Source organism: Streptomyces sp. EDA2-14 (assembly GCF_054963755.1).
On the sequence record NZ_JBUEGE010000001.1, the window covers coordinates 510,268 to 533,395 of the forward strand.

Annotated in this window: 19 protein-coding genes and 2 tRNA genes; 16 read left to right on the forward strand and 5 right to left on the reverse strand. The window is 71.6% G+C overall.

Annotated elements, in window-relative coordinates; all coding sequences use genetic code 11:
• Positions 1–104: 104 nt before the first annotated feature.
• From rsfS to ACY34M_RS02230, 5 genes are all read left to right on the forward strand, one after another.
• Positions 105–557, forward strand: a complete 453-nt coding sequence (gene rsfS, locus ACY34M_RS02210) for a ribosome silencing factor (protein WP_462717308.1) — start codon at positions 105–107, stop codon at positions 555–557.
• On the forward strand, positions 554–1,201 hold the full coding sequence (locus tag ACY34M_RS02215) for a histidine phosphatase family protein (protein ID WP_462717309.1): 648 nt from the start codon (positions 554–556) through the stop codon (positions 1,199–1,201). Before rsfS ends, ACY34M_RS02215 begins: the two co-directional genes overlap by 4 nt.
• Before the next feature lie 122 nt (positions 1,202–1,323).
• Positions 1,324–1,396, forward strand: a tRNA-Ala gene (locus ACY34M_RS02220).
• Between the two features lie 235 nt (positions 1,397–1,631).
• Positions 1,632–1,826 (forward strand): hypothetical protein, encoded by a 195-nt coding sequence (locus ACY34M_RS02225; RefSeq protein ID WP_462717310.1) that lies wholly within the window; start codon positions 1,632–1,634, stop codon positions 1,824–1,826.
• A 10-nt stretch (positions 1,827–1,836) separates the two neighbouring features.
• Complete coding sequence (locus ACY34M_RS02230; protein ID WP_462717311.1) at positions 1,837–2,070, forward strand: hypothetical protein; 234 nt, start codon at positions 1,837–1,839, stop codon at positions 2,068–2,070.
• On the opposite strand, the gene ACY34M_RS02235 is transcribed toward ACY34M_RS02230, so the two are convergent.
• Complete coding sequence (locus tag ACY34M_RS02235; protein WP_462717312.1) at positions 2,039–3,229, reverse strand: glycosyltransferase 87 family protein; 1,191 nt, start codon at positions 3,227–3,229, stop codon at positions 2,039–2,041. The two genes, ACY34M_RS02230 and ACY34M_RS02235, sit on opposite strands and share 32 nt — an antisense overlap.
• A 148-nt stretch (positions 3,230–3,377) precedes the next feature.
• Here ACY34M_RS02235 and ACY34M_RS02240 point away from each other — a divergent pair.
• Positions 3,378–3,450, forward strand: a tRNA-Ala gene (locus ACY34M_RS02240).
• Positions 3,451–3,554: 104 nt separating this feature from the next.
• Here ACY34M_RS02240 and ACY34M_RS02245 read toward each other — a convergent pair.
• Positions 3,555–5,132: an NADH-ubiquinone oxidoreductase-F iron-sulfur binding region domain-containing protein gene (locus tag ACY34M_RS02245; RefSeq protein ID WP_462717313.1), complete on the reverse strand. Its 1,578-nt coding sequence runs from the start codon at positions 5,130–5,132 to the stop codon at positions 3,555–3,557.
• Positions 5,129–6,382 carry a cytochrome b/b6 domain-containing protein gene (locus tag ACY34M_RS02250; protein ID WP_462717314.1) on the reverse strand — a complete coding sequence of 418 codons (1,254 nt, stop codon included), beginning with the start codon at positions 6,380–6,382 and terminating at the stop codon, positions 5,129–5,131. Before ACY34M_RS02250 ends, ACY34M_RS02245 begins: the two co-directional genes overlap by 4 nt.
• Before the next feature lie 396 nt (positions 6,383–6,778).
• Between ACY34M_RS02250 and leuS the strand changes: the two genes are divergently transcribed.
• From leuS to holA, 8 genes are all read left to right on the forward strand, one after another.
• Complete coding sequence (gene leuS / locus ACY34M_RS02255; RefSeq protein WP_462717315.1) at positions 6,779–9,691, forward strand: leucine--tRNA ligase; 2,913 nt, start codon at positions 6,779–6,781, stop codon at positions 9,689–9,691.
• A gap of 129 nt (positions 9,692–9,820) precedes the next feature.
• Positions 9,821–10,519 carry a hypothetical protein gene (locus ACY34M_RS02260; protein WP_462717316.1) on the forward strand — a complete coding sequence of 233 codons (699 nt, stop codon included), beginning with the start codon at positions 9,821–9,823 and terminating at the stop codon, positions 10,517–10,519.
• Between the two features lie 84 nt (positions 10,520–10,603).
• On the forward strand, positions 10,604–11,452 hold the full coding sequence (locus ACY34M_RS02265) for a DegV family protein (protein WP_462717317.1): 849 nt from the start codon (positions 10,604–10,606) through the stop codon (positions 11,450–11,452).
• A gap of 140 nt (positions 11,453–11,592) precedes the next feature.
• Positions 11,593–12,591, forward strand: coding sequence for a helix-hairpin-helix domain-containing protein (locus ACY34M_RS02270; RefSeq protein WP_462717318.1), 999 nt, complete (start codon positions 11,593–11,595; stop codon positions 12,589–12,591).
• Positions 12,588–15,287, forward strand: a complete 2,700-nt coding sequence (locus tag ACY34M_RS02275; RefSeq protein ID WP_462717319.1) for a ComEC/Rec2 family competence protein — start codon at positions 12,588–12,590, stop codon at positions 15,285–15,287. The genes ACY34M_RS02270 and ACY34M_RS02275 overlap by 4 nt, the downstream gene beginning before the upstream one ends.
• 155 nt (positions 15,288–15,442) lie before the next feature.
• A complete protein-coding gene (locus ACY34M_RS02280; RefSeq protein WP_462717320.1) occupies positions 15,443–16,324 on the forward strand; it encodes a YceI family protein in 882 nt (293 codons plus the stop codon).
• A 42-nt stretch (positions 16,325–16,366) separates the two neighbouring features.
• Entirely contained in the window at positions 16,367–16,612 is a 246-nt protein-coding gene (locus ACY34M_RS02285; RefSeq protein ID WP_462717321.1) for a hypothetical protein, read from the forward strand.
• Positions 16,613–16,790: 178 nt separating this feature from the next.
• Positions 16,791–17,780, forward strand: a complete 990-nt coding sequence (holA, locus tag ACY34M_RS02290; protein ID WP_462717322.1) for a DNA polymerase III subunit delta — start codon at positions 16,791–16,793, stop codon at positions 17,778–17,780.
• Positions 17,781–17,962: 182 nt separating this feature from the next.
• Here the strand turns inward: holA and rpsT are convergent, their stop codons facing one another.
• Positions 17,963–18,229, reverse strand: a complete 267-nt coding sequence (rpsT, locus tag ACY34M_RS02295) for a 30S ribosomal protein S20 (RefSeq protein ID WP_462717323.1) — start codon at positions 18,227–18,229, stop codon at positions 17,963–17,965.
• Positions 18,230–18,462: 233 nt separating this feature from the next.
• Here rpsT and lepA point away from each other — a divergent pair, with 233 nt between their 5' ends.
• Entirely contained in the window at positions 18,463–20,334 is a 1,872-nt protein-coding gene (lepA, locus tag ACY34M_RS02300; RefSeq protein ID WP_462717324.1) for a translation elongation factor 4, read from the forward strand.
• A gap of 267 nt (positions 20,335–20,601) precedes the next feature.
• Complete coding sequence (locus ACY34M_RS02305) at positions 20,602–22,491, forward strand: AMP-dependent synthetase/ligase (RefSeq protein WP_462717325.1); 1,890 nt, start codon at positions 20,602–20,604, stop codon at positions 22,489–22,491.
• 57 nt (positions 22,492–22,548) lie between these two features.
• Here ACY34M_RS02305 and ACY34M_RS02310 read toward each other — a convergent pair whose 3' ends face one another.
• On the reverse strand, positions 22,549–23,127 hold the full coding sequence (locus ACY34M_RS02310) for a response regulator (protein WP_462717326.1): 579 nt from the start codon (positions 23,125–23,127) through the stop codon (positions 22,549–22,551).
• Position 23,128: the final 1 nt, after the last annotated feature.

Here is a 23,128-nt window from a genome sequence, read left to right on the forward strand (position 1 = left end):
GGCCACCGGTAATGCCGTGAGGGGTGTCGGCGGGCCGTGAGACCCTTGGAGTACCCCCCGAGGGATCTCCGGGGGGCTCCAGACCGCCGACGGAAAGCCTTGTAGTGACCGCCACCGACCGTTCCCACGAGCTCATCAACGTCGCCGCGCAGGCGGCCGCAGACAAGCTCGCGCACGACATCATCGCCTACGACGTCAGCGATGTGCTGTCCATCACGGATGCCTTCCTGCTCGCGTCGGCGCCCAACGACCGCCAGGTCAAGTCGATCGTCGACGAGATCGAGGAGAAGCTGAACAAGGAGCTCGGCGCGAAGCCGGTGCGCCGTGAGGGCGACCGCGACGCCCGCTGGATCCTGCTCGACTACGTCGACATCGTCGTCCACGTCCAGCACAGCGAGGAGCGCGTCTTCTACGCCCTGGAGCGGCTGTGGAAGGACTGCCCCGAGCTCGACCTGCCCGAGGACGCCAAGGCCACGCGCGGCAAGGGCGAGGAGCACGCCAAGGAGCGGGAGGCCGCGGCCGAGGAGATGCGGGAGCTCGGCGGTGAGGTGCTGTGACCAGCACCTCTCGTGGGCGGCGCGTCATCCTGTGGCGCCACGGCCAGACCGCCTGGAACCTGGAGCGCCGCTTCCAGGGCACCACGGACATCGAGCTGACCGACGCCGGTGTCGCCCAGGCCCGCCGCGCCGCCCGGCTGCTCGCCTCCCTGCGGCCGGACGCGATCGTCGCGTCCGACCTCAAGCGGGCCGCGGCCACGGCCGCCGAACTGACCGCGCTGACCGGCCTCGACGCCACGTACGACGAGAACCTGCGCGAGACGTTCGCCGGTGAGTGGCAGGGGCTCACGCACGAGGAGATCATCGCCAGGTACGGCGAGCAGTACGCGGCGTGGAAGCGCGGCGAGCCCGTGCGCCGCGGCGGTGGCGAGCTGGAGACCGAGGTCGCCGACCGGGCCGCGCCCGTCGTGCTGCGGCACGCGGACAAGCTGCCCGACGACGGCCTGCTCGTCGTGGTCAGCCACGGCGGCACCATCCGCACCACCATCGGCCGGCTGCTCGGCCTGGAGTCGCACCACTGGGAGGGCCTCGGCGGCCTGTCGAACTGCTGCTGGTCCGTCCTCGGCGAGGGCGCCCGCGGCTGGCGTCTGCTGGAGCACAACGCGGGCACGCTGCCGGAACCGGTCCTCGGCGACGACGACTAGGCGCCTGCCGGGACGGGTCCCCGCGGGCCGCGGGGACCGGATTTCACTTTCCGGCAGGTCGCAGGCTAAAGTTCTTCTTGTTCGGCCCGCCGGGGGAAAGCCCGGAGGGGGGAAGAACGCAAGGGGCTATAGCTCAGTTGGTAGAGCGCCTGCATGGCATGCAGGAGGTCAGGAGTTCGATTCTCCTTAGCTCCACAGGAATGACAGATCCCGTCCCGTAAGGGGCGGGATTTTTCGTTTCCGATTTTCGCCGCAGGGTTGAAGCGCCGGGGCTTGCGGGGCGTATACCTCTGTGGACGTCGTGGGACGTCGTGTCCGGACTGGTACGCGGGCGTCGCTGACCGGGTCGCTTCCGCCGTGGCAGAATCGGACGGCCGGAACGGGGCTGAGTCCGACCGACGAAGGCGGCCCGCTGGGGAGGGAGTGCGCGATGCCCTTGAGCATCATCGAGGAGGCCGACGGCTTCCTCGGCATGGCAGTGATACCCGCCGACCCCCCTGCCGGTTCCGCAGCTTCCCCGTCCCTCAACTGTCCGTCCTGCGGCTCCGCCCACGTCGCCCAGATGCTCGGTGACAACGGCGGGATCTCTTACGTGTGCACGGCCTGCGGCCACAGCTGGAGCTGAGCGGAACGACATGGGGTCACACAGGAGGAAGTGCGACTGGTGCGACAGCGGCACGCCCATCGTGCGCGACATGGAGCCGCTGAATCCCGACTACCAGTACTGGTGCGAGGAATGCGCGCGGGCGCTGATCATAAAAGGCGACCCGATCGAGACGTACCGGGAGTTGGAGGGCGAGCCGATCTACGGCCGGCTCCTCGACGAGCACTGCACGCTCAAGCGGTTCTATTCGTTCGCCACAGCCTGACCGCGGAGTACGCCAGGAAGGCGCAGGCCACTCCTACGTAGAGCGCCGAAAGCAGTGACTGCCCCACGTTCTGGTGGAGTTCGGGGCGCCCGTGGGTGTGCGGCACCCACCACAGCGCGTACGTGCAGAACGCCAAGGTGAGGGCAAGCGCGGCCTTCTGACGGCCCGACTCCCACACGAACAGCACCAACGGCACGCACCAGACCCAGTGGTGCGACCACGAGACCGGGCTGACGAGGAGTGCCGTCGTCGCGCACGCCACCGCCGCCTGGGCCCGCCGCCCGCGCAGTGCCGCCGTGACCGCGACCGCGAGCCCGGCGAGGACCGTCACGGCGGCCGCAGCGGCCCACCACGCGCCCGGATCACCGGTGTGCAGCAGCCGGGCGAGCACGCCGCGCAGCGACTGGTTCCCGGTCTCCTCCGCGTGCCCCGGCCGGTTCGACTCGAAGACCGTCCGCGTCCAGAAGTGCCGGGAGTCGCGCGGCAGGACGAGGGCCGTCAGCAGGGTCACGCAGACGAACGAGCCCGCCGCCACGCACGCCCCGCGCATCCACGGCCGCCAGGACCCGCCGCGCGCCAACTGCGCGAGCGCCGTGCACAGCAGGAAGACGGCGAACAGCGCGGGCGTCAGCTTGATCGCCGCCGCGATGCCGATGCCCACGCCGACCCAGCGGTGTCCCGGCCGCCGCGTCAGGTCCCACAGGACGAGCACGGCGAGCAGCAGATTGATCTGCCCGTAGCGCAGCGTCGTCCACACCGGCTCGCACCACACGGCGACGGCCGCCACCCACAGGGCGTGCTCCACGCGCGCGTGGTGGCGTCGTACGAGGCGCAGGGAGAGGTGCACCAGGGCGACGAGGAGGGCGAGGTTCAGGGCGGTCGCGGCGACCTTCATGGTCACCACGTCGAGGAACGTCAGCGGCAGGAACAGCAGCGCGGCGAACGGTGGGTAGGTGGTGGGCAGATCGGCGTAGGTCGCGCGCAGCGCGTACAGGTCGCCGCCCGTGCGGACCGTCCAGCCCTCCGCCCGGTAGACCATCAGGTCGATCATCGAGACCCGGGCCACGTGCTGCGCGATCACGAAGACCGCGAACGAGAGCAGACAGGCGCCGAGTGCGGTCGGTACGTGGCGGGTGCGGGGCAGGGCGAGCACAGTCACGTGAGGCCACACTAGTAGTCGGCATCGGCGACTTTTCCATACAGAAGGGGGCGGAAGGGAAACGATTTGGTGATGCACCCCGGTGACCGTGTAATGTTGGCGTCGCCGCCGGGGAGACCGACAGGGAAGCCCCGGAGGACCACAGTACGGGGCTATAGCTCAGTTGGTAGAGCGCCTGCATGGCATGCAGGAGGTCAGGAGTTCGATTCTCCTTAGCTCCACAGGAACTTGAAGGCGGGCCATCCGATTCGGATGGCCCGCTTTCGTGTGTCCGCTTTCGTGTGTCTGCCTTCGTGTGTCCGCCTTCGTATGCAGCGGGGGCTCGCTATCTTCGGGCGCGGCTGCGGCCCGGCGGAAGCGCGGGGCGCGACGGGCGCCGGTCCTGCGAAGCCGCCGAGGCGTCCTCCTCGATGCGCAGCGCCAGCGCGGGGCAGCGGCGCACGGCCCGCACCGCGTTCGCCTCCGAGTAGGCGGGCACCGCCGCCTCCGCGACCGTCGGGAATCCGTCCGGGCCCAACTGCAGCAGCTCCGGCACGATGTCCGCGCACAGCCCGTGCCCCCGGCACAGCGTCCAGTCGACGGCGAGCCGCTTCCCGCTGGGCGCCGCGCCCGCCGGGGCCTCCGTGTGCAGCGGCAGCACCCCGAGCACCGGGCGGCCGCAGCCGGCGCCGAGGACGTGCGCCGCCAGGTCGTCGGTGAACGCCGAGATCGTCGACTCGATGAACGCCGCCGAACCGTCCGGATGCTTGCACGCCCCGCGCCGCTTCACCGCGCGCGTGACTTCCCGCAGCGCCTCCAGGGCGGTCGGCCCGCCCCCGTTCAGTACGTCCTCCAGGCCGCGCGCCGCCGCCGGAAGCCCCAGGTAGCAGGGGCCGCACTGGCCCGCGCTCTCCGAGGCCAGCCACTGCGCCACCTTCAGGGCCTCGCCGAGGGGGCAGGTGTCCGGGCCGATCGGCAGGATCGCCCCGGCGCCGAGCGCACCGCCCGAGGCCTCCAGGGAGGCGCGGGAGACGATGGCGTCCTGCGCCCCCATCCCGTCCAGCCACTTGCCGTGATAGCCGCCGGTGAGGACGCCCTGGGGGAGCGGGGGAGCGCCCGCGAGCTGGAGTACGTAGCGCAGCGGGACGCCGGACGGCGCCTCCAGGACCATCGGGTGGGCGACCGCCCCGGAGAGCGTGAGCAGCACCGTGCCGGGCTCGTCGTGCAGGCCCGTGCGGCAGTAGCGCTCGGCCCCGGTGCGGCAGGCGATGGCGAGTTGGGCGAAGGTCTCCGCGTTCGACAGGAGCGTGGGGGCGCCGCCGACGCCGGAGTCGGAGGCGCGGACCTTGCGGCCCGGCGGCATCGGCGGGCCGCCGTCGGCCGAGCGGATCAGGGCCGAGGACTCCCCGGTGACCATGCGCACCGGATTGCGCTGCACGCGCGCGCGGAGCGGTGCGCCCCTGCGGTTCGTCAGACCCCGCTCGGCGAGTGCCGCCTGCATCGACGCCTCGGTGCTGTCGCGGGTCACGCCGACGACGAGGGTGCGTGCGCCGATCGCCTCCGCGACGAGCAGGGCGCCGTCCAGGATCAGGTGCGGCGCCCGGTTGATCAGCACGGTGTCCTTGCGGCAGGCGGGTTCGTCCTCGCTGCCGTTGACGACGACCACCGGGCGTACGCCGCGCCGGATCGCCGACTCCGCGACCGCGCGCAGCTTCTTGGCGAAGGGGAAGCCCGCGCCGCCCCGGCCGCGCAGGGATATCGCCTGTGCCAGTTGTGCGAGCTGTTCGCCCGCCATGGGCTCCAGTGGTCCGTGCACCTTCAGGTGCATGTCGAGGTCGAGCCGCTCCACGAGGTCGAACCCCGAGGTGAGCTGGGGAAGACCGACGACCCGGACCTCCGGGACGTCGGGCAGTGCCGTGTTCACTGCGTGCCTCCGTAGGGCGTGGTCCAGGGCTCGCCGGAAGCGGGTGCTTGGTAGGGGCCGGGGAGCGGTTCGGTGGGATCGGGTGCCTCTTCGTGGTCGGGCGCCTGCCTGTAGAGGTCTTCGTGGGCGCCGCTGTTCGTGCCGTCCCCGTAGGCGGCGGGATAGCCGGGCACGCCTGCGTAGGGGGTGTCGTACGCCGGGTCGTACAGGGAGGGCGGGGCCTCGGCCGGTGGGGGCGGCGAGGGGGAGGGCCAGCGCTCGGTGGGTGCGGGGTCCGCCGCGTACTGCTGCGGATACGGGACCGACTGTGTGGGCAGCTCCGAGCGGGGGACGGCGGACACCGCGCGGTAGGCGGCCGCGAAGCCGATGTCGGCCGGTGCCGGGGGTGTCGGCTCGAAGGCCGGGGGAGCGGGGACGAAGGCGGGCTGCGGGGTGGGCGCGGGCTCCTGGCGGGGCTGCGGGGGCTGTTGGAAGGGCTGCGGGCGCTGCTGGAGGGGCGACCCGGCCCGCCTCGCGCCGCTCGCGCGCGGGCCCGCGTCCAGGAACTCCAGGATGCGCACCGCCACCTTGCGCCGCACGGCCTGCGGCGCCGCCCGCAGTGCGACCGCGCCGGCGACCGCGGCCAGGGCCAGGCAGTACAGGACCGTCACGTACGCCTTCGCGGGCCGACCCGCGTAGAGGCCGTGCATGAGGGCGAAGCACCAGGCCGGGTAGGCGAGCATGTGGGTGGCGCGCCAGCGGGCGGCGAGCAGGGCGGGGGAGGCCATGGAGCTGCGCAGCGCGCCCGTGACGCCCGTGGTGACCATCAGGATTCCGGCGCTCACGCCCAGGCCGACCAGGCCCGCGCTGCCGCTGAAGCCGCCGGAGAACGGGATCAGCGCGCCGAGCAGGGTGACGTGCGAGAGCGCGAGCTTCACGCTGATGTGCAGCAGCAGGAAGACGAGCGAGGCGACGGCCGTGATCCGGTGCACGGCCTGGGCGAGCAGCCGCTGCCGCGAGGTGAGGAAGACCCGGTCGGACGCGACCAGGCCCCAGACGACGGACGAGGTCAGGGAGACCAGGGAGAGCACGCCCGCGCCGAAGTCGAGCGTCGTCCGCACGGCGTCGCTCCCGGTGACCACGAGCACGGGCAGCAGGAGGACGACTCCCGCGATGAGCAGCCCTGTTCTCGTCCTGCGACTGATGCCGGGGGTGCGTGAACTCCGGCTGTTACGAGGGGAGTTCAGGGCGTGAGGGGTTCGAGGGTTCATGGGTGCGACTCCGAAATGGTTCGGCACGGTGGTCCCACAGCCCGCACTCTAGGTCGATGCATACCGGGCAGTACGAGGTTTGAGTTATCTCGCTGTTATCTAGGACTCGTCAGTAGACGTGACGTCTTGGTGTTGTCCCGATAGCGGTCGGTACGCCGAGTAACCCGTGGGTTCGGCGGGGCGGAAGGAAGCCCGTCGCGGGCCGAGCGAGGGCTGCGGTACCCTGACGCCATGCGTGCCGTACGCCTTCTGCTTAGCGAGCCGCGCTGATCAGTCCCGACCCGCCCCAGAGGTGAGTGGTCGGAATCGGCGCGGCGTCCCCTCCTGTGCGAGGGGCTTTTTCATTTCCTAAGCGCTGGGCTGCTGGCAGAGACGATCGATGGAGCTTTGAGGATCATGAGCGAGACGAACACCGCCGCCGCTTCCGAGGCGGCGGTCGCGCCGCACCGCTACACGGCGGCCATGGCCGCCGACATCGAGGCACGCTGGCAGGACTTCTGGGCCGAGGACGGCACGTACGAGGCGCCCAACCCGAGCGGCGACCTGGCGGGCGACCCGCAGGTCGCGGCGCGGCCCAAGAAGTTCATCATGGACATGTTCCCGTACCCCTCCGGTGCGGGCCTGCACGTCGGCCACCCGCTGGGCTACATCGCCACGGACGTCTTCGCGCGCTTCCAGCGCATGACGGGCCACAACGTGCTGCACACCCTGGGCTTCGACGCGTTCGGCCTGCCGGCCGAGCAGTACGCCGTGCAGACGGGCACCCACCCGCGCACGTCGACCGAGGCCAACATGGAGAACATGAAGGCGCAGCTGCGCCGCCTGGGCCTGGGCCACGACATGCGCCGGTCGTTCGCCACGATCGACCCGGAGTACTACAAGTGGACGCAGTGGATCTTCCTGCAGATCTTCAACTCCTGGTACGACACCGAGCTGAACAGGGCGCGGCCCATCGCCGACCTGGTCAAGCAGTTCGAGACCGGTGAGCGCGCCGTCCCCGGCGGCGGCTCCTGGAACGAGCTGACCGAGGCCGAGCGCGCCGACGTCCTGGGCGAGTACCGCCTGGCGTACGCCTCCGACGCGCCCGTGAACTGGGCGCCGGGCCTGGGCACCGTCCTGGCCAACGAGGAGGTCACCGCCGACGGTCGCTCCGAGCGCGGCAACTTCCCGGTCTTCAAGGCCAAGCTGCGCCAGTGGAACATGCGCATCACCGCCTACGCGGACCGCCTGCTGGAGGACCTGGACGGCCTGGACTGGCCCGAGGCGATCAAGCTGCAGCAGCGCAACTGGATCGGCCGCTCCGAGGGCGCGCGCATCGACTTCGCGGTGCCGGACGCCGACGGCTCCGGCGAGGAGAAGATCACCGTCTTCTCGACCCGCCAGGACACCCTGTTCGGCGCCACCTACATGGTGCTGGCCCCCGAGCACGACCTGGTCGAGAAGATCGTCCCGGCCGCCTGGCCGGAGGGCACGCACGACGTGTGGACGGGCGGTCACGCGACCCCCGCCGACGCGGTCGCCGCCTACCGCAAGCAGGCCGCGTCGAAGTCCGACGTCGAGCGCCAGGCCGAGGCCAAGGACAAGACCGGCGTCTTCACGGGCGCGTACGCGACCAACCCGGTCAGCGGCGAGCAGGTCCCGGTCTTCATCGCCGACTACGTGCTGATGGGCTACGGCACCGGCGCGATCATGGCCGTCCCGGCGCACGACAGCCGTGACTTCGCCTTCGCGCGCGCCTTCGAGCTGCCGATGCGCTGCGTGGTCGAGCCGTCGGACGACCGCGGCACCGACCCGGCGACCTGGGACGACGCGTTCGTCTCGGGCGACGCGAAGCTGGTCAACTCCAGCGGCGACGACGTCTCCCTGGACGGCCTGAACGTCGCCGACGCCAAGGCACGGATGACCGAGTGGCTGGAGCGCAAGGGCATCGGCCACGGCACGGTCAACTTCCGGCTGCGCGACTGGCTGTTCAGCCGCCAGCGCTACTGGGGCGAGCCCTTCCCGATCGCCTACGACGAGGACGGCATCGCCCACGCGCTGCCCGAGTCGATGCTGCCGCTGGAGCTGCCCGAGGTCGAGGACTACAGCCCGCGCACCTTCGACCCGGACGACGCCGACACGCAGCCCGAGACGCCGCTGTCGCGCAACGAGGACTGGGTCAACGTCACGCTGGACCTGGGCGACGGCCGCGGCCCGCGCCGCTTCCGCCGCGAGACCAACACGATGCCCAACTGGGCGGGCTCCTGCTGGTACGAGCTGCGCTACCTGGACCCGCGCAACAGCGAGAAGCTGGTCGACCCGGAGATCGAGCAGTACTGGATGGGCCCCCGCGAGGGCATCCCCACCGGCGGTGTCGACCTGTACGTGGGCGGCGCCGAGCACGCCGTGCTGCACCTGCTGTACGCGCGCTTCTGGTCGAAGGTGCTGTTCGACCTGGGCCACATCTCGTCGGCCGAGCCGTTCCACAAGCTGTACAACCAGGGCATGATCCAGGCGTACGTCTACCGTGACGCGCGCGGGATCGCCGTACCGGCCGCCGAGGTGGAGGAGCGCGACGGCGCGTACTACTACCAGGGCGAGAAGGTCTCCCGCCTGCTGGGCAAGATGGGCAAGTCCCTGAAGAACGCCGTCACGCCGGACGAGATCTGCGCCGAGTACGGCGCGGACACCCTGCGTCTGTACGAGATGGCGATGGGCCCGCTGGACGTCTCCCGACCCTGGGACACGCGCGCGGTCGTCGGCCAGTTCCGGCTGCTGCAGCGCCTGTGGCGCAACGTCGTCGACGAGGCGACCGGTGAGGTCACCGTCGTGGACGTGCCCGAGGCGGACATCGACGTGGCCACGCTGCGCGCCTTGCACAAGGCGATCGACGGCGTGCGCGGCGACCTGGAGGGCATGCGGTTCAACACCGCCATCGCCAAGGTCACCGAGCTGAACAACCACCTGGTGAAGTCGTACGCGGGTGGCTCGCTGCCGCGCTCCGTGGCCGAGCGCCTGGTGCTGCTGGTCGCGTCGCTGGCCCCGCACGTCGCCGAGGAACTGTGGCGCAAGCTGGGCCACAGCGACTCCGTCGTCCACCAGGACTTCCCGGTCGCCGACCCGGAGTACCTGGTCGACGAGACCGTGACCTGCGTCGTGCAGATCAAGGGCAAGGTCAAGGCGCGCCTGGAGGTCTCCCCGTCGATCTCCGACGAGGAGCTGGAGAAGTTCGCCCTGGCCGACGAGAAGGTCGTCGCCGCGCTGGACGGCGCCGGCATCCGCAAGGTCATCGTGCGGGCGCCGAAGCTGGTGAACATCGTCCCCGCGTAGTTCGTCGCGCACGGCGCTCAGGGTTGTTCCCTACGGGCAGGTTGGGGGTTCCGCTGGAACCCTCGGCCTGCCCGCTCCGTTTACGGTGGAGAGAACGGTTGGGCGGGGCGACCTGGAGGAGAGAGCGCTGTGGAAGCCGTACTACTCATCATCGCGCTGATCTTCGTCGCCTTCCTGGCGTTCGGGGGCTACGTGACCGTGAAGGCGGTCGGCGCGGCCAAGCGCGGCGTCGACCGCAAGGTCGAGCAGGCACGGCGGGCGGTCGAGGACACCACGCTGCGCGCCAGGAGCTACGCGCAGCCCGGCGCGGCGGCCGAGGTGGCGCAGCTGCGCCTGAGGCTGCGCACCTCCATGCGCGCCACACAGGACGCGCTGCACGCGCGCGTGGCCGAGGACGAGTCCCTCAAGGAGTCCCTCGGCCTCTTCGAGCGCCTGAGCGCGCACGGGCACGAGGTGGACGCCGAGCTCAAGCGCCTGGAGAGCGAGCCCGACAAGGGGCAGGTGGCGCGGGCGCTGCCGGAGCTGCGGACGCTCACCGAGCGGATCACGTCGTCCGCCGACGCGCTGCGGCACGCGGCCCGCGACCGGGCCAGCCGGTTCGCGAGCGACGATCTGGACGCGCTGAGCGCGCAGATCGACGTGGAGGCCGGGGCGCTGCGGCACTGGACGACCGAGCAGGGGGCCACCGGGCCGGGGACCGCGCCGGAGTCCGGGGCAGAAGCCGGACAGGGACCCGACCGGGCGCGGAACCGCGCCGCGATCACTCCGCCAGGTGTACGGCCCGCGTATCCGTGGGAGAAGAAACCCCGTCCGGAGAGCACGACTTGATCGCTCGGCGACCGGTGTCGGACGTTGGCCGACAGAAAGGGGCCGGGCTGCCGTCGGGCGACCGCGGCAGGTAATCTCCGGTGCATGTCCCGCCATGTCGCGATCGTCACCGATTCAACGGCCTACCTGCCGCAGCGGACGATGGAGCGCCACGGCATCACGGCGGTGCCGTTGACCGTGGTCCTGGGTGACCGGGCGCTCGAGGAGGGTACGGAGATCTCCGCCCGCTCGGTCGCGGAGGCCCTGCAGAAGCGGCGGTCGGTGACGACGTCGAGACCGAGCCCGGAGCAGTTCGCCGAGACCTACCGCAAGGTCGCCGAGTCCGGCGCCGATGCCATCGTCTCGCTGCACCTGTCCGCCGAGATCTCCGGGACGTACGACGCCGCGGTGCTGGCCGCGCGCGAGGCACCGGTCCCGGTGCGCGTCGTGGACACCGGGATGGTGGCCATGGCGCTCGGCTTCTGCGCACTCGCGGCGGCGGAGACGGCCGACGCGGGCGGCACCGTCGACGAGGCGGTCAACGCGGCGGAGAAGCGGGCCTCGGGCACCTCGGCCTACTTCTACGTCGACACGCTGGACTATCTGCGCAGGGGCGGCCGGATCGGCACGGCGCAGGCGCTGTTCGGCTCCGCGCTCGCGGTCAAGCCGCTGCTCCAGCTCGACGGCGGCCGCATCGAACCCCTGGAGAAAGTCCGTACGTCGTCGAAAGCGATCGCGCGGCTGCAGGAGATCGTGGCCGAGCGGGCGGGCAGCGGTCAGGTGGACATCGCCGTGCACCATCTGGCCGCGCCGGAGCGGGCGGACGCGATCGCGGAATGGCTCCGCGAGCGGGTGCCGGGCCTTGCCGAGCTGCATGTCAGCGAGGTGGGCGCGGTGATCGGGGCGCACACGGGGCCGGGGTTGCTGGGGGCTGTGGTCTCGCCTCGGGAGTAGAGGGGGAGGGCGGTGTCGGCGCCGTCCGCCGCCGTGTGTGAGGTGCCTGTGGGTGGCCGAGTTATCCACAACTGCTGGGTTGTCCCCGGAAATTGAGCAAGATCCACTGCTTGGTGGCGCGGTGCCTACCGTCTCGTGGCATGGCACTTCGATCACTGACACGGACAGCACACGGAGCACACGGATCCAGCGGGCCGGGGCGCGGACCCGCGTCCGACAGCCGCGCCCGGCAGCGGCACACGGCGCGGCTCCGCGCGCGGCGCAGGCACGTCGAGGCGGAGCGGACGCGGCTGCGGGCAGAGGCGTTGTTCGCGCCACCGGAGCCGGCGCGGGCTGCCCCTGTTCCGTCGTGGGCGCGTGAGCCCGAGCCCTCGGCCGAGCCGCTTCCACCGCCTCCACCACCGCCCCCGGCGCCCTCGTGGCGGGAGCGCACCGCGAGCGCGGTGCGGGACCGGTTGCCGCTGTGGGTGCGGACGCGGTGCGGGGTCGAGCGGCGCGGTGCCGTGGCGCTGGCCGTGCTCGTCGGCGTGGTGGGGCTCTTCGCCGTGCAGCACTTCTGGGCCGGGCGCACGCAGCCGGTGCGGGCGCCGGTGACGGTGCGGGCGGCGGCGCCGCGCGCGGTGGAACCCCCGGAGGTCGGCGCCCCGCCCGGAGCTTCGGGGTCGGCCGGGGCCGGTGCCGTCGCCTCGACCGGGGCCGCCGGGATCGTTGTGGACGTCAGCGGAAAGGTGCGACGGCCGGGGATCCACCGGCTGCCCGCCGGGGCCCGCGTCGCGGACGCGCTGCGGGCGGCGGGCGGTCTGCGCCCCGGCACGGACCCCGCCGGGATCAACCGGGCGCGGCTCCTCGCGGACGGTGAGCAGGTCGTGGTGGGCGCGTCACCGACGGCGGCCGCCGCCGCGTCGCCGGGCGGACCGGCGGGAGGGGCCGGAGCGGCGCCGCCCGCCGGCCCGGTCGGCCTCAACACGGCCACGCTGGAACAGCTCGACACCCTGCCCGGTGTCGGCCCCGTCCTGGCGCAGCACATCGTCGACTACCGCACGGAGCACGGCGGTTTCCGCTCCGTCGACGAACTGCGCGAGGTCAACGGCATCGGCGATCGCCGCTTCGAGGACCTTCAGAACCTCGTACGGCCATGAGCCGGACGACCATGAACCGCCCGGACGTGAGCGGTGACCGGGAGGCGTCGACCGCGGCGGGGCTCGGTGACGCGCAGTCGCCCCCGGCGGGGCGGCTCGGTGACGCGCATCCGCGCCAAGAGGGGCCGCTGGACCTGCGGCTGGTGCCGCCCGCGCTCGCGGCGTGGGGCACGGCGGCGCTGACGGTGACCGGTTCGCCGTGGTGGGCGGGGTTCGTGGCGGTGGTCTGTGCGGTCGCCGGGGCGGGGCTGTTGGTACTGGGGCGGCGAGCGGGGGCCGGGCGTGCGGCGCGGTCCTGGCGGCGTCCTTCGTCGGCGGCGCTGCTCCTGTGCACTGCCGCGGCGGCGGCCTCCGCCGGGCTGCACGGGGCGGACCTGCGGCGTGGTCCCGTGCCGGTGCTCGGGGACCGGTTCGCCCGCGTGGAGGCCGAGTTGGAGGTGACGTCCGATGCCCGGCTCACCCGGCCGAGGATCAGCGGGGACCACGCGGCGCCGACGTCGGTGCTGGTGGAGGCGGACGTGGTGCGGGTGAAGGGTCCCGACGGGGCGACGGCGCGGACGCGGGCGCCGGTGTTGGTCGTGGTGAGCGGCGGTTACGGGGGTGCCGGACACAGGGGTGCCGGGGGTGCCGGACATGGAGGTGCCGAGGCTGCCGGACACGGAGGTGCCGCGGGCGCCGGATACACGGGTGCCGGAGGTGGCGGTGCCGCTCGCGCAGCCGCCGGTCCCGACCCCGCGCCCGCCAAGTGGTCTCCTGTCAGTGGCAGTTCATGGCTGTCCGTGCTGCCGAGTGCCCGGCTGCGGGTGCGGGGGAGTCTCGCGCCGCCGATGGTGGCCGGGGACCGGATCGCGGCGGTGCTGCGGGTCGGGCCGGGGGAGCGGGCGCGGGTCGTGGGGGCGCCGAGCCGGTCGCAGCGGGTGGCCGGGGCGCTGCGGGCGGGGCTGCGCGAGGCCACGGGCGGGCTCGACGCCGACGCACGCGCTCTGCTGCCGGGGTTGGTCGTGGGCGACACGGCACGCGTGACACCGGAGTTGCACGCCGTCTTCGAGGAGACGGACCTGCTGCACCTGATGGCGGTGAGCGGGGCCAACTTCACGATTTTGCTGGCCCTGTTGATCGGCCCGCCCGGCACGGCGCACCGTGTCGAGCGGCGTGGTCTCGCGCCCAGGATCGGGCTGCCGTTGCGGACCACGGCGGTGCTCGGCGGCGCCCTCACACTTGGCTTCGTCGTGGTGTGCAGGCCCGGGCCGAGCGTGCTGCGGGCGGCGTCGTGCGGGCTGATCGCGCTGCTCGCCGTCGCGACCGGGCGCCGCAGATCCCTGATCCCGGCGCTTGCCACGGCCGTGCTGCTGCTCGTCCTGTACGACCCGTGGCTGGCGCGGAGTTACGGGTTCCTGCTGTCGGTGCTCGCCACGGGCGCGCTGCTGACGCTGGCTCCGCGGTGGAGCGCGGCGCTGCGCGGGCGCGGGGTGCCCGCGCGGCTCGCCGAGGCGTTGGGGGCCGCCGCTGCCGCGCAGGCGGTGTGCGCTCCGGTCGTCGCCGTGCTTGCGGCACGGGTGAGCCTGGTGGCGGTGCCGTGCAATCTGCTCGCGGAGTTCGCGGTCGCGCCCGCGACCGTGCTCGGATTCGCCGCGCTGGCGACGGCGCCGGTGGCGATGCCGGTCGCGAAGTCGCTCGCCTGGTGCGCCGGTTGGCCCGCGGGGTGGATCGCGGACATCGCGCGGGCCGGGGCGGCGCTGCCCGGCAGCGGGGTGGACTGGCCGGGTGGCTGGCGCGGCGGGGCGCTGCTCGCGCTCGGCACGGTGGTCCTCGTCCTCGCGGGGCGTAGGGCGCTCACGTCGCCGTGGATCTGCGGGGCCTGTGCGCTGCTGCTGGTTCTGGTGGTCGTACGGCCCGCGCCGCTTGTACGGGGCGTCACCGGGTGGCCGCCGGCCGACTGGCGCCTGGTCATGTGCGACGTGGGGCAGGGCGACGCGCTGGTTCTCGCGGCGGGGGCGGGGAGCGGGGTGGTGGTGGACGCGGGCCCCGACCCGCTGCGCGTCGACCGGTGCCTGCGTTCGCTGGGTGTCACCCGGATCCCGGCCGTGGTGCTCACGCACTTTCACGCGGACCATGTGGCCGGGCTCGACGGGGTGTTGCGGGGGAGGAGCGTCGGACAGATCGAGACGACCGGGTTCGAGGAGCCGGCGGACCAGGTGGCCGCCGTGCGGAGGGAGGCGGCCCGGTACGCGGTCCCGGTGGTGCGCGCGGCGGCGGGGGAGCGGCGCAGAGCGGGCCCGCTCGACTGGCAGGTGCTGTGGCCCCCGCCGGGCCGGGCCCCGGCGCCGGACGGGCCGAACGACGCGAGCGTGACCCTGCTCGTCCGCGTCGCGGGGCTGACCCTGCTGCTCCTCGGCGACCTGGAACCACCGGCGCAGCGCGCCCTGTTGAGGACGCCCGCCGGGGCCGGGCTGTCGCCGGTCGACGTGCTCAAGGTCGCCCATCACGGCTCGGCGTACCAGGATCCGGAGCTGCTGCGCAGGGCCGCGCCGCGCGTCGCGCTGATCTCGGTGGGGCGTGACAACCCGTACGGACATCCGGCGCCGAGCACGCTGGCGGCGCTGCGGGCGCGTGGTTCGGCCGTGCTCAGGACGGACCGGGACGGGGCGGTCGCGGTGGTGGGAGGGGGTGGAGGGGCGCTGAGGGTGCTCCCGTAGCGCGGTCGGTGGGTGCCGGGAGGAGGGGTGTCATGACGCCGGTCGGGGTTCTTGCCATGTGGGCGCATCTTGCCTCGAAACCGGGCGCGATGATCGAATACTTGTCGAATACAGCAGATCAGGCAGTTGTTCAGGCGTTCTGGGGTGGGTAGGACATGTTCGGCCGCTGGCGGAGAAACCGTACTAACCGGTCAGTAGATATGAGTTCCCTTGCAGGGATGACGGTGCCGCCGGGGGCGGGGGTGCTCAGCGGCAGGGTCATCGATGCCGTGAGCGAGCCGGTGCGGGGAGCCGAGTTCTCGGTGAGCGATGCGATGGGGCGCAAGGTGGTGAGCGGGGGCGTCGACCCGTTCGGCTCGTTCGTGGCGACCGTGCCCGCGGGGGACTACCGGCTCGCGGTGTCGGCCGAGGGGTACACGCCGTTCCGTGGTGGGGCGACCGTGGCGGAGGGCGGGTACGCGGCGCTCGGTGACGTGACGCTCCAGGTCTCGGCGCCGCCGCCGCTGCCGACGCCGGGGGACTGGGAGGTCGAGCCGACGCACTCCTCGGTCGGGTTCACGGCGCGGCACATCGGGATGGCTCGGGTCTACGGGCGGTTCAACACGTTCGCGGGGGTGCTGCGCGTGGCCGAGCGGGCCGAGGACTCCGCGATGCACGTCGTCATCGACGCCGCGTCCATCGACACGAACGTCGCGATGCGCGACGACCACCTCAGGTCCGCCGACTTCCTCGACGTCGAGCGCTTTCCGACGCTGGAGTTCTACAGCGACCGCTTCGTGCACAAGGGCGGCAGCCGCTGGGCGATCACCGGGGCGCTCACGCTGCACGGCGTGACCCGGACGGTCACGCTGGACGCCGAGTACCTGGGCCTGGGCACCGGCATGGAGGGCGAGACCCGTGCCGCCTGCCGGGCGACCACGGAGCTGCACCGCGACGACTTCACCGTGAGCTGGCAGACCATGCTGGCCAAGGGCATCGCCGTCGTCGGTTCCAGCGTCCGGATCGATCTCGACATACAGGTCGTGCCGAAGGGCTGACCCCGTCGGGGCGGCATCGCTCACGTGCCGGAAGATGGTGGCGTGAGCGATGTGAGACACGTACTGGTGCTGCCCGACCGCGACGCCGCGGAGGAGGTCGCGGAGGCGCTGCGGGAGCGCTTCGGGGTGACCGAGGAGCCCCAGCTCGTACGCGACGCCTTGGCCGGCGAGGACGACGCCGAGGACGCGCAGTGGCTGGTGGTCGTCGAGGACGCGGCCGACCGGCTGGCCGCCGAGGAACTGGACGAGTTCGCGGCCGAGTGGGACGGCTGGCGCGAGGAACCGTAGGGCGCGAGGACCTGTAGGGCTCGCGCCCCGGCCGGGTGGGTTTGGCGCCCGGCGCCGTGAGGGCGCGGCCCGGTGCCCGGCGCCCTGGGGCGCGGCCCGGTGTCCGGGGCCGGGTGGGCTTTCCGGTTCTGCTGCGGACGGGCCGTTGTTGTCAGTGGCGCGTGGGATGCTTGGCGCGATGGCCAGGAAGACTGCAAACGACGATCCGCTCGCTCCCCTCACCGTCGCGGTGGGCCAGGAGGATCTGCTGCTCGACCGCGCGGTGCAGCAGGTCGTGGCGGCGGCGCGCGCCGCGGACGCGGACACCGACGTGCGGGACCTCACCCCCGATCAGCTGCAGCCGGGGACGTTGGCCGAGCTGACCAGCCCCTCGCTGTTCGCCGAGCGCAAGGTCGTCGTCGTACGCAATGCGCAGGACCTGTCCGCGGACACGGTCAAGGACGTCAAGGCGTACATCGGCTCGCCCGCCGAGGAGATCACGCTGGTGCTGCTGCATGCCGGTGGCGCCAAGGGCAAGGGCCTGCTGGACGCGGCGCGCAAGGCCGGGGCCAGGGAGGTCGCCTGCCCCAAGATGACCAAGCCCGCGGACCGGCTGGCCTTCGTGCGCAGCGAGTTCCGCGCTATCGGGCGGTCCGCGACACCCGAGGCGTCCCAGGCGCTCGTCGACGCCATCGGCAGTGATCTGCGGGAGCTGGCGTCCGCCGTGTCGCAGCTCGCCGCCGACGTCGAGGGGACCATCGACGAGGCCGTCGTCGGCCGGTACTACACGGGGCGGGCCGAGGCGTCCAGCTTCACCGTGGCCGACCGGGCCGTGGAGGGGCGGGCGGCCGAGGCGCTGGAGGCCTTGCGGTGGTCGCTGTCGACCGGGGTGGCGCCGGTGATGATCACCAGTGCGCTGGCCCAGGGGGTGCGGGCGATCGGGAAGCTGTCGTCCGCCCGGGGCGGGCGGCCGGCGGATCTGGCGCGGGAGCTGGGGATGCCGCCCTGGAAGATCGACCGGGTGCGGCAGCAGATGCGGGGCTGGTCGCCGGACGGGGTGGCGGTCGCGCTGCGGGCGGTTGCCGAGGCGGACGCCGGGGTGAAGGGGGCCGGGGACGATCCCGAGTATGCGTTGGAGAAGGCCGTGGTGACCGTTGCCCGGGCCGCGCGGTCGCGTGGGCGCGGGTAGCGCGGGTAGGACCGAACACACACCGAGGCCCCGCCCTGGGGAAGGGCGGGGCCTCGGGTTATGCGTGTGATGAGCCCGCACCCGCGTGGCGAACGCAGGCCGCGTGCGGGCTCTGGGTGTCGGTCGGGGGCGGATGAGAGAGGGCCCGCCCGGGTCCCACCGACGGTCGTATCAGGTCAGGTTCAGGCCTGGATGGAGGCGACCTTCGAAGCAAGCGCCGACTTCTTGTTGGCGGCCTGGTTCTTGTGGATGACGCCCTTGGAGACGGCCTTGTCGAGCTCACGCGCGGCAGCGCGCTGAGCAACGACGGCCTTCTCGACGTCACCCGCGGCAGCGGCCTCACGGGCCTTGCGGATCGCGGTCTTCAGGGAGGACTTGACCGACTTGTTGCGCAGGCGCGCCTTCTCGTTGGTCTTGATCCGCTTCATCTGGGACTTGATGTTCGCCACGAATTGAGCCTTTTCAGGTTCAGGCACGGGGCCGGTGAAGGTCCCGTACCGATGATTTTCACTGAGTAGTGCCTCGCGCTGAGAGGGCATGAGACACAGCTGCCCACGGTATCAGCCGTCGCCCGAGCGGCCCAAACCGACCGCAGTCCCCCGCGCATGGGACGATGGAGGCTACGTATTGATCCCAACCGAGGCCGACCCGAGGCAGAAGGCCTCAAGAGACAGGACCCTGCGTGCCCGCGATCCCTAAAAATGTGCCCGAGCCGAGCCGCACCGACCCGGCTCTGATTCGCAACTTCTGCATCATCGCGCACATCGACCACGGCAAGTCCACGCTCGCCGACCGCATGCTCCAGCTGACCGGTGTCGTCGAGCAGCGGCAGATGCGTGCTCAGTACCTCGACCGGATGGACATCGAGCGAGAGCGCGGCATCACGATCAAGTCCCAGGCGGTGCGTCTGCCCTGGGCCCCCACGGAGGGGCCGGACGAGGGCAGTACCCACATCCTGAACATGATCGACACGCCGGGCCATGTGGACTTCACGTACGAGGTCTCGCGCTCGCTCGCCGCGTGCGAGGGCACGATCCTGCTCGTCGACGCCGCCCAGGGCATCGAGGCCCAGACCCTCGCCAACCTGTACCTGGCGATGGAGAACGACCTCCAGATCATTCCTGTCCTCAACAAGATCGACCTGCCGGCCGCGCAGCCCGAGAAGTTCAGCGAGGAGCTGGCCAACCTCATCGGCTGCGAGCCCGACGACGTGCTGAAGGTCTCCGCCAAGACCGGCATGGGTGTCGAGGCGCTGCTCGACAAGGTCGTCCGCGACATCCCGGCCCCGGTCGGCGTCAAGGACGCCCCCGCCCGCGCGATGATCTTCGACTCGGTCTACGACTCGTACCGCGGTGTCGTCACGTACGTCCGTGTCGTCGACGGTCAGCTCAGCAAGCGTGAGCGGATCCGGATGATGTCGACGGGCGCGACGCACGAGCTGCTCGAGATCGGGACGAACTCGCCGGAGATGCTGCCCGCCGACGGGCTCGGCGTCGGCGAGGTGGGCTACCTGATCACCGGCGTGAAGGACGTCCGCCAGTCCAAGGTGGGTGACACGATCACCCAGCTGAACAAGGGCGCGGAGGAGCCGCTCGGCGGCTACAAGGACCCGAAGCCGATGGTCTTCTCGGGTCTGTATCCGCTGGACGGCTCCGACTACCCCGAGCTGCGCGACGCGCTCGACAAGCTGCAGCTCAACGACGCCGCGCTGGTGTACGAGCCGGAGACCTCGGCCGCCCTCGGCTTCGGTTTCCGCGTCGGCTTCCTGGGCCTGCTGCACCTCGACGTGATCCGCGAGCGCCTGGAGCGCGAGTTCGGCCTCGACCTGATCGCCACCGCCCCCAACGTGGTCTACCGCGTGACCATGGAGGACGGCGAGGAGCACACGGTCACGAACCCGAGCGAGTTCCCGGAAGGGAAGATCGCCGAGGTGCACGAGCCGGTCGTGCGCGCCACCGTCCTGGCCCCGTCCGAGTTCATCGGCTCGATCATGGAGCTGTGCCAGGGCCGGCGCGGCGTGCTGCTCGGCATGGACTACCTCTCCGAGGACCGGGTCGAGATCCGGTACACGCTGCCGCTCGCCGAGATCGTCTTCGACTTCTTCGACCAGCTGAAGTCCAAGACCCGCGGCTACGCCTCGCTCGACTACGAGCCCACCGGCGAGCAGACCGCCCAGCTCGTCAAGGTCGACATCCTGTTGCACGGCGACAAGGTCGACGCCTTCTCCGCCATCACGCACAAGGACCAGGCGTACCAGTACGGCGTGCGGCTCGTCGCCAAGCTCCGGGAGCTGATCCCGCGCCAGGCGTTCGAGGTGCCGGTGCAGGCGGCGATCGGTTCGCGGGTCATCGCCCGCGAGACCATCCGCGCCATCCGCAAGGACGTCCTCGCCAAGTGCTACGGCGGTGACATTTCGCGTAAGCGCAAGCTCCTCGAGAAGCAGAAGGAGGGCAAGAAGCGCATGAAGATGGTCGGCTCCGTCGAGGTGCCGCAGGAAGCCTTCATCGCGGTTCTTTCGAGTGACGACGGCGGCGGCTCCAAGAACAAGAAGTGAGCCACCCCGAGCGGGGCCCGGCAGGCGTTCACGCCTGCCGGGCCCCGCTTTTGTGTGAGCCGTGTGAGGGGTGAGGACGAAGGAGGCAGTCCGGTGAAGTCGAAGGCCGGAGCCCCTTACGTGGCGGCCGGGTGACCCTTACCCTGATCACTGCCCAATGGTTACTCGCCAGTTAAACAAGCTGGGTTTCCAGCCGCGTATCAAGCCACCTATCAATAAGCCGCACTGTCTGAACAAGCCGCACTGTCGCGGGCCCCGGAGGACGTCGTGAGCGACACACAGACCCTGATCGAGAACCGTCCGCCCTCCGTGGCGAACCTCTTCCTGGAGCGCGTGGCGGCGACACCGGACGCCGAGGCCTACCGCTATCCGGTGCCCTCGGCCTCCGGCACGGGCCCCGACGACTGGAAGTCGCTGAGCTGGGCGCAGGCCGCGCAGCGGGTGTACGCCATCGCCGCGGGCCTGGTCGAGCTGGGTGTGGGCCCGCAGGAGCGGGTGGCGCTCGCCTCCTCGACCCGTGTCGAGTGGATACTCGCGGACCTCGGCATCATGTGCGCGGGCGCGGCGACCACGACGGTGTACCCGCAGACCAACGAGGACGAGTCGGCGTTCATCCTGTCCGACTCCGAGTCCAAGGTCATGGTCGCGGAGGACGCCGCGCAGCTCGCCAAGGCGCGGGCGCGCCGCTCCGAGCTGCCCGAGCTGCGGCACGTCGTGGTGGTCGACGCGACCGGTGTGCAGCCCGACGCGGGCGACCCCGACGGCTGGGTGCTCACCCTTGAGGACCTGGAGGCGCGCGGCGCCGCGTACCTGGAGAAGAACCCGGACGTCGTCACCGAACGGGTCGGGGCGATCCAGAAGGACCAGCTCGCCACGCTCATCTACACCTCCGGCACCACCGGCCGGCCCAAGGGCGTCCGGCTCCCGCACGACAACTGGTCGTACATGGCGAAGGCCATCGCGGCGACCGGGCTCGTCAGCGGCGACGACGTGCAGTACCTGTGGCTGCCGCTCGCGCACGTCTTCGGCAAGGTGCTGACCAGCGGCCAGATCGAGGTCGGGCACGTCACCGCGGTCGACGGCCGCGTGGACAAGATCATCGAGAATCTGCCGGTCGTGCAGCCGACGTACATGGCGGCCGTGCCGCGCATCTTCGAGAAGGTCTACAACGGCGTCGCCGCGAAGGCGCGGGCCGGTGGCAGCGCCAAGTACAAGATCTTCCAGTGGGCGGCCGGGGTCGCGCGCGAGTACGCGAAGGTCAGCCAGGACAACTTCCGCCGCACCGGTGTCGCCTCCGTTCCGTTCAAGCTCGCCTCGAAGCACAAGGCCGCGGACCGCCTTGTCTACGGCAAGCTGCGGGAGGCCTTCGGCGGGCGGCTGCGGGCATGCGTGTCCGGCTCGGCCGCGCTGGCTCCCGAGATCGGCTACTTCTTCGCCGGTGCCGGGGTGCACATCCTGGAGGGCTACGGGCTGACCGAGTCCTCCGCCGCCTCGTTCGTGAACCCCGGTGAGGCCTACCGCACCGGCACGGTCGGCAAGCCGCTGCCCGGCACCGAGGTGCGGATCGCGGACGACGGCGAGATCCTGCTGCGCGGCCCCGGCATCATGGAGGGCTACCACGGCCTGCCCGAGAAGACCGCCGAGGTCCTGGAGTCGGACGGCTGGTTCCACACGGGCGACATCGGCGAGCTGTCCAACGACGGCTACCTGCGGATCACCGACCGCAAGAAGGACTTGATCAAGACGTCCGGCGGCAAGTACATCGCGCCGGCCGAGGTCGAGGGCCAGTTCAAGGCCGTCTGCCCGTACGTCTCGAACATCCTGGTGCACGGCGCCGACCGGAACTTCTGCACGGCGCTCATCTCGCTCGACGAGCCGTCGATCCTGGAATGGGCGAAGGAGAACGGCCTGAGCGGCGCCTCCTACGCGGAGGTCGTCGCGGCGCCCGCGACGGTCGCGCTCGTCGAGGGCTACGTGAAGGAGCTGAACGAGGGCCTGCAGCGCTGGCAGACCATCAAGAAGTTCAAGCTCCTGCCGCGTGACCTCGACATCGAGCACGGCGAGCTGACGCCCAGCCTGAAGCTGAAGCGCCCGGTCGTCGAGCGTCAGTACAAGGAGCTGCTCGACGAGATGTACTCCGGGAGCCGCGAGGGCTGACGGCCCCGGCGAGAACGCTGCGGAGAACAGGAGAACACGCGCCGGGGCGGACGGACGTCAGCCCCGGCGCATCATCCGCAGCGTCTCCTTCATCTCTCCTATGTCGTGGCGCAGTTCCCGGATGTCGGGGGTGTCTCCCTCGGCCAGGCGGCGCTCCAGCGACGCCATGCGGGACGCGAGGTCGTCCAGCTGCCGGTGCTCGCGGGCCAGGAGGCGCTGCAACTGGCGGTTCTTGCGGTGCAGGTCGAGGAAGACGGTGACCTTCGCGCGCAGCACCCACGGGTCGAACGGCTTGGTCAGGTAGTCCGCGGCGCCGGTCGCGTAGCCGCGGAAGGCGTAGCCGGTGTCGGCCTCCGTGCCCGTCAGGAAGATGATCGGGACGTCTTTCGTCTGGTCGAGACGCTTGATGTTCGTCGCCGTCTCGAAGCCGTCCATGCCGGGCATCCGGATGTCGAGGAGGACGACGGCGAACTGCCTGCGCAGCAGCGCCTTCATCGCCTCCTCGCCCGAACGGGCCCGGACCAGCGGCTCGTTGAGCGGGCCGAGGACGGCTTCGAGGGCGGTCAGGTTGTCCTCCATGTCGTCAACGAGGAGGATGCTGGCCCGATCCGCTGAAGTGGACTCTGCAGTGGTCATG

Coding starts and splice junctions, on each gene's coding strand:
- ACY34M_RS02225 (WP_462717310.1), top strand. CDS start 1,632: ATGCCCTTGAGCATCATCGAGGAGGCCGACGGCTTCCTCGGCATGGCA.
- ACY34M_RS02230 (WP_462717311.1), top strand. CDS start 1,837: ATGGGGTCACACAGGAGGAAGTGCGACTGGTGCGACAGCGGCACGCCC.
- ACY34M_RS02250 (WP_462717314.1), bottom strand. CDS start 6,382: ATGAACCCTCGAACCCCTCACGCCCTGAACTCCCCTCGTAACAGCCGG.
- leuS (WP_462717315.1), top strand. CDS start 6,779: ATGAGCGAGACGAACACCGCCGCCGCTTCCGAGGCGGCGGTCGCGCCG.
- ACY34M_RS02265 (WP_462717317.1), top strand. CDS start 10,604: ATGTCCCGCCATGTCGCGATCGTCACCGATTCAACGGCCTACCTGCCG.
- ACY34M_RS02270 (WP_462717318.1), top strand. CDS start 11,593: ATGGCACTTCGATCACTGACACGGACAGCACACGGAGCACACGGATCC.
- ACY34M_RS02275 (WP_462717319.1), top strand. CDS start 12,588: ATGAGCCGGACGACCATGAACCGCCCGGACGTGAGCGGTGACCGGGAG.
- ACY34M_RS02280 (WP_462717320.1), top strand. CDS start 15,443: ATGTTCGGCCGCTGGCGGAGAAACCGTACTAACCGGTCAGTAGATATG.
- holA (WP_462717322.1), top strand. CDS start 16,791: ATGGCCAGGAAGACTGCAAACGACGATCCGCTCGCTCCCCTCACCGTC.
- ACY34M_RS02310 (WP_462717326.1), bottom strand. CDS start 23,127: ATGACCACTGCAGAGTCCACTTCAGCGGATCGGGCCAGCATCCTCCTC.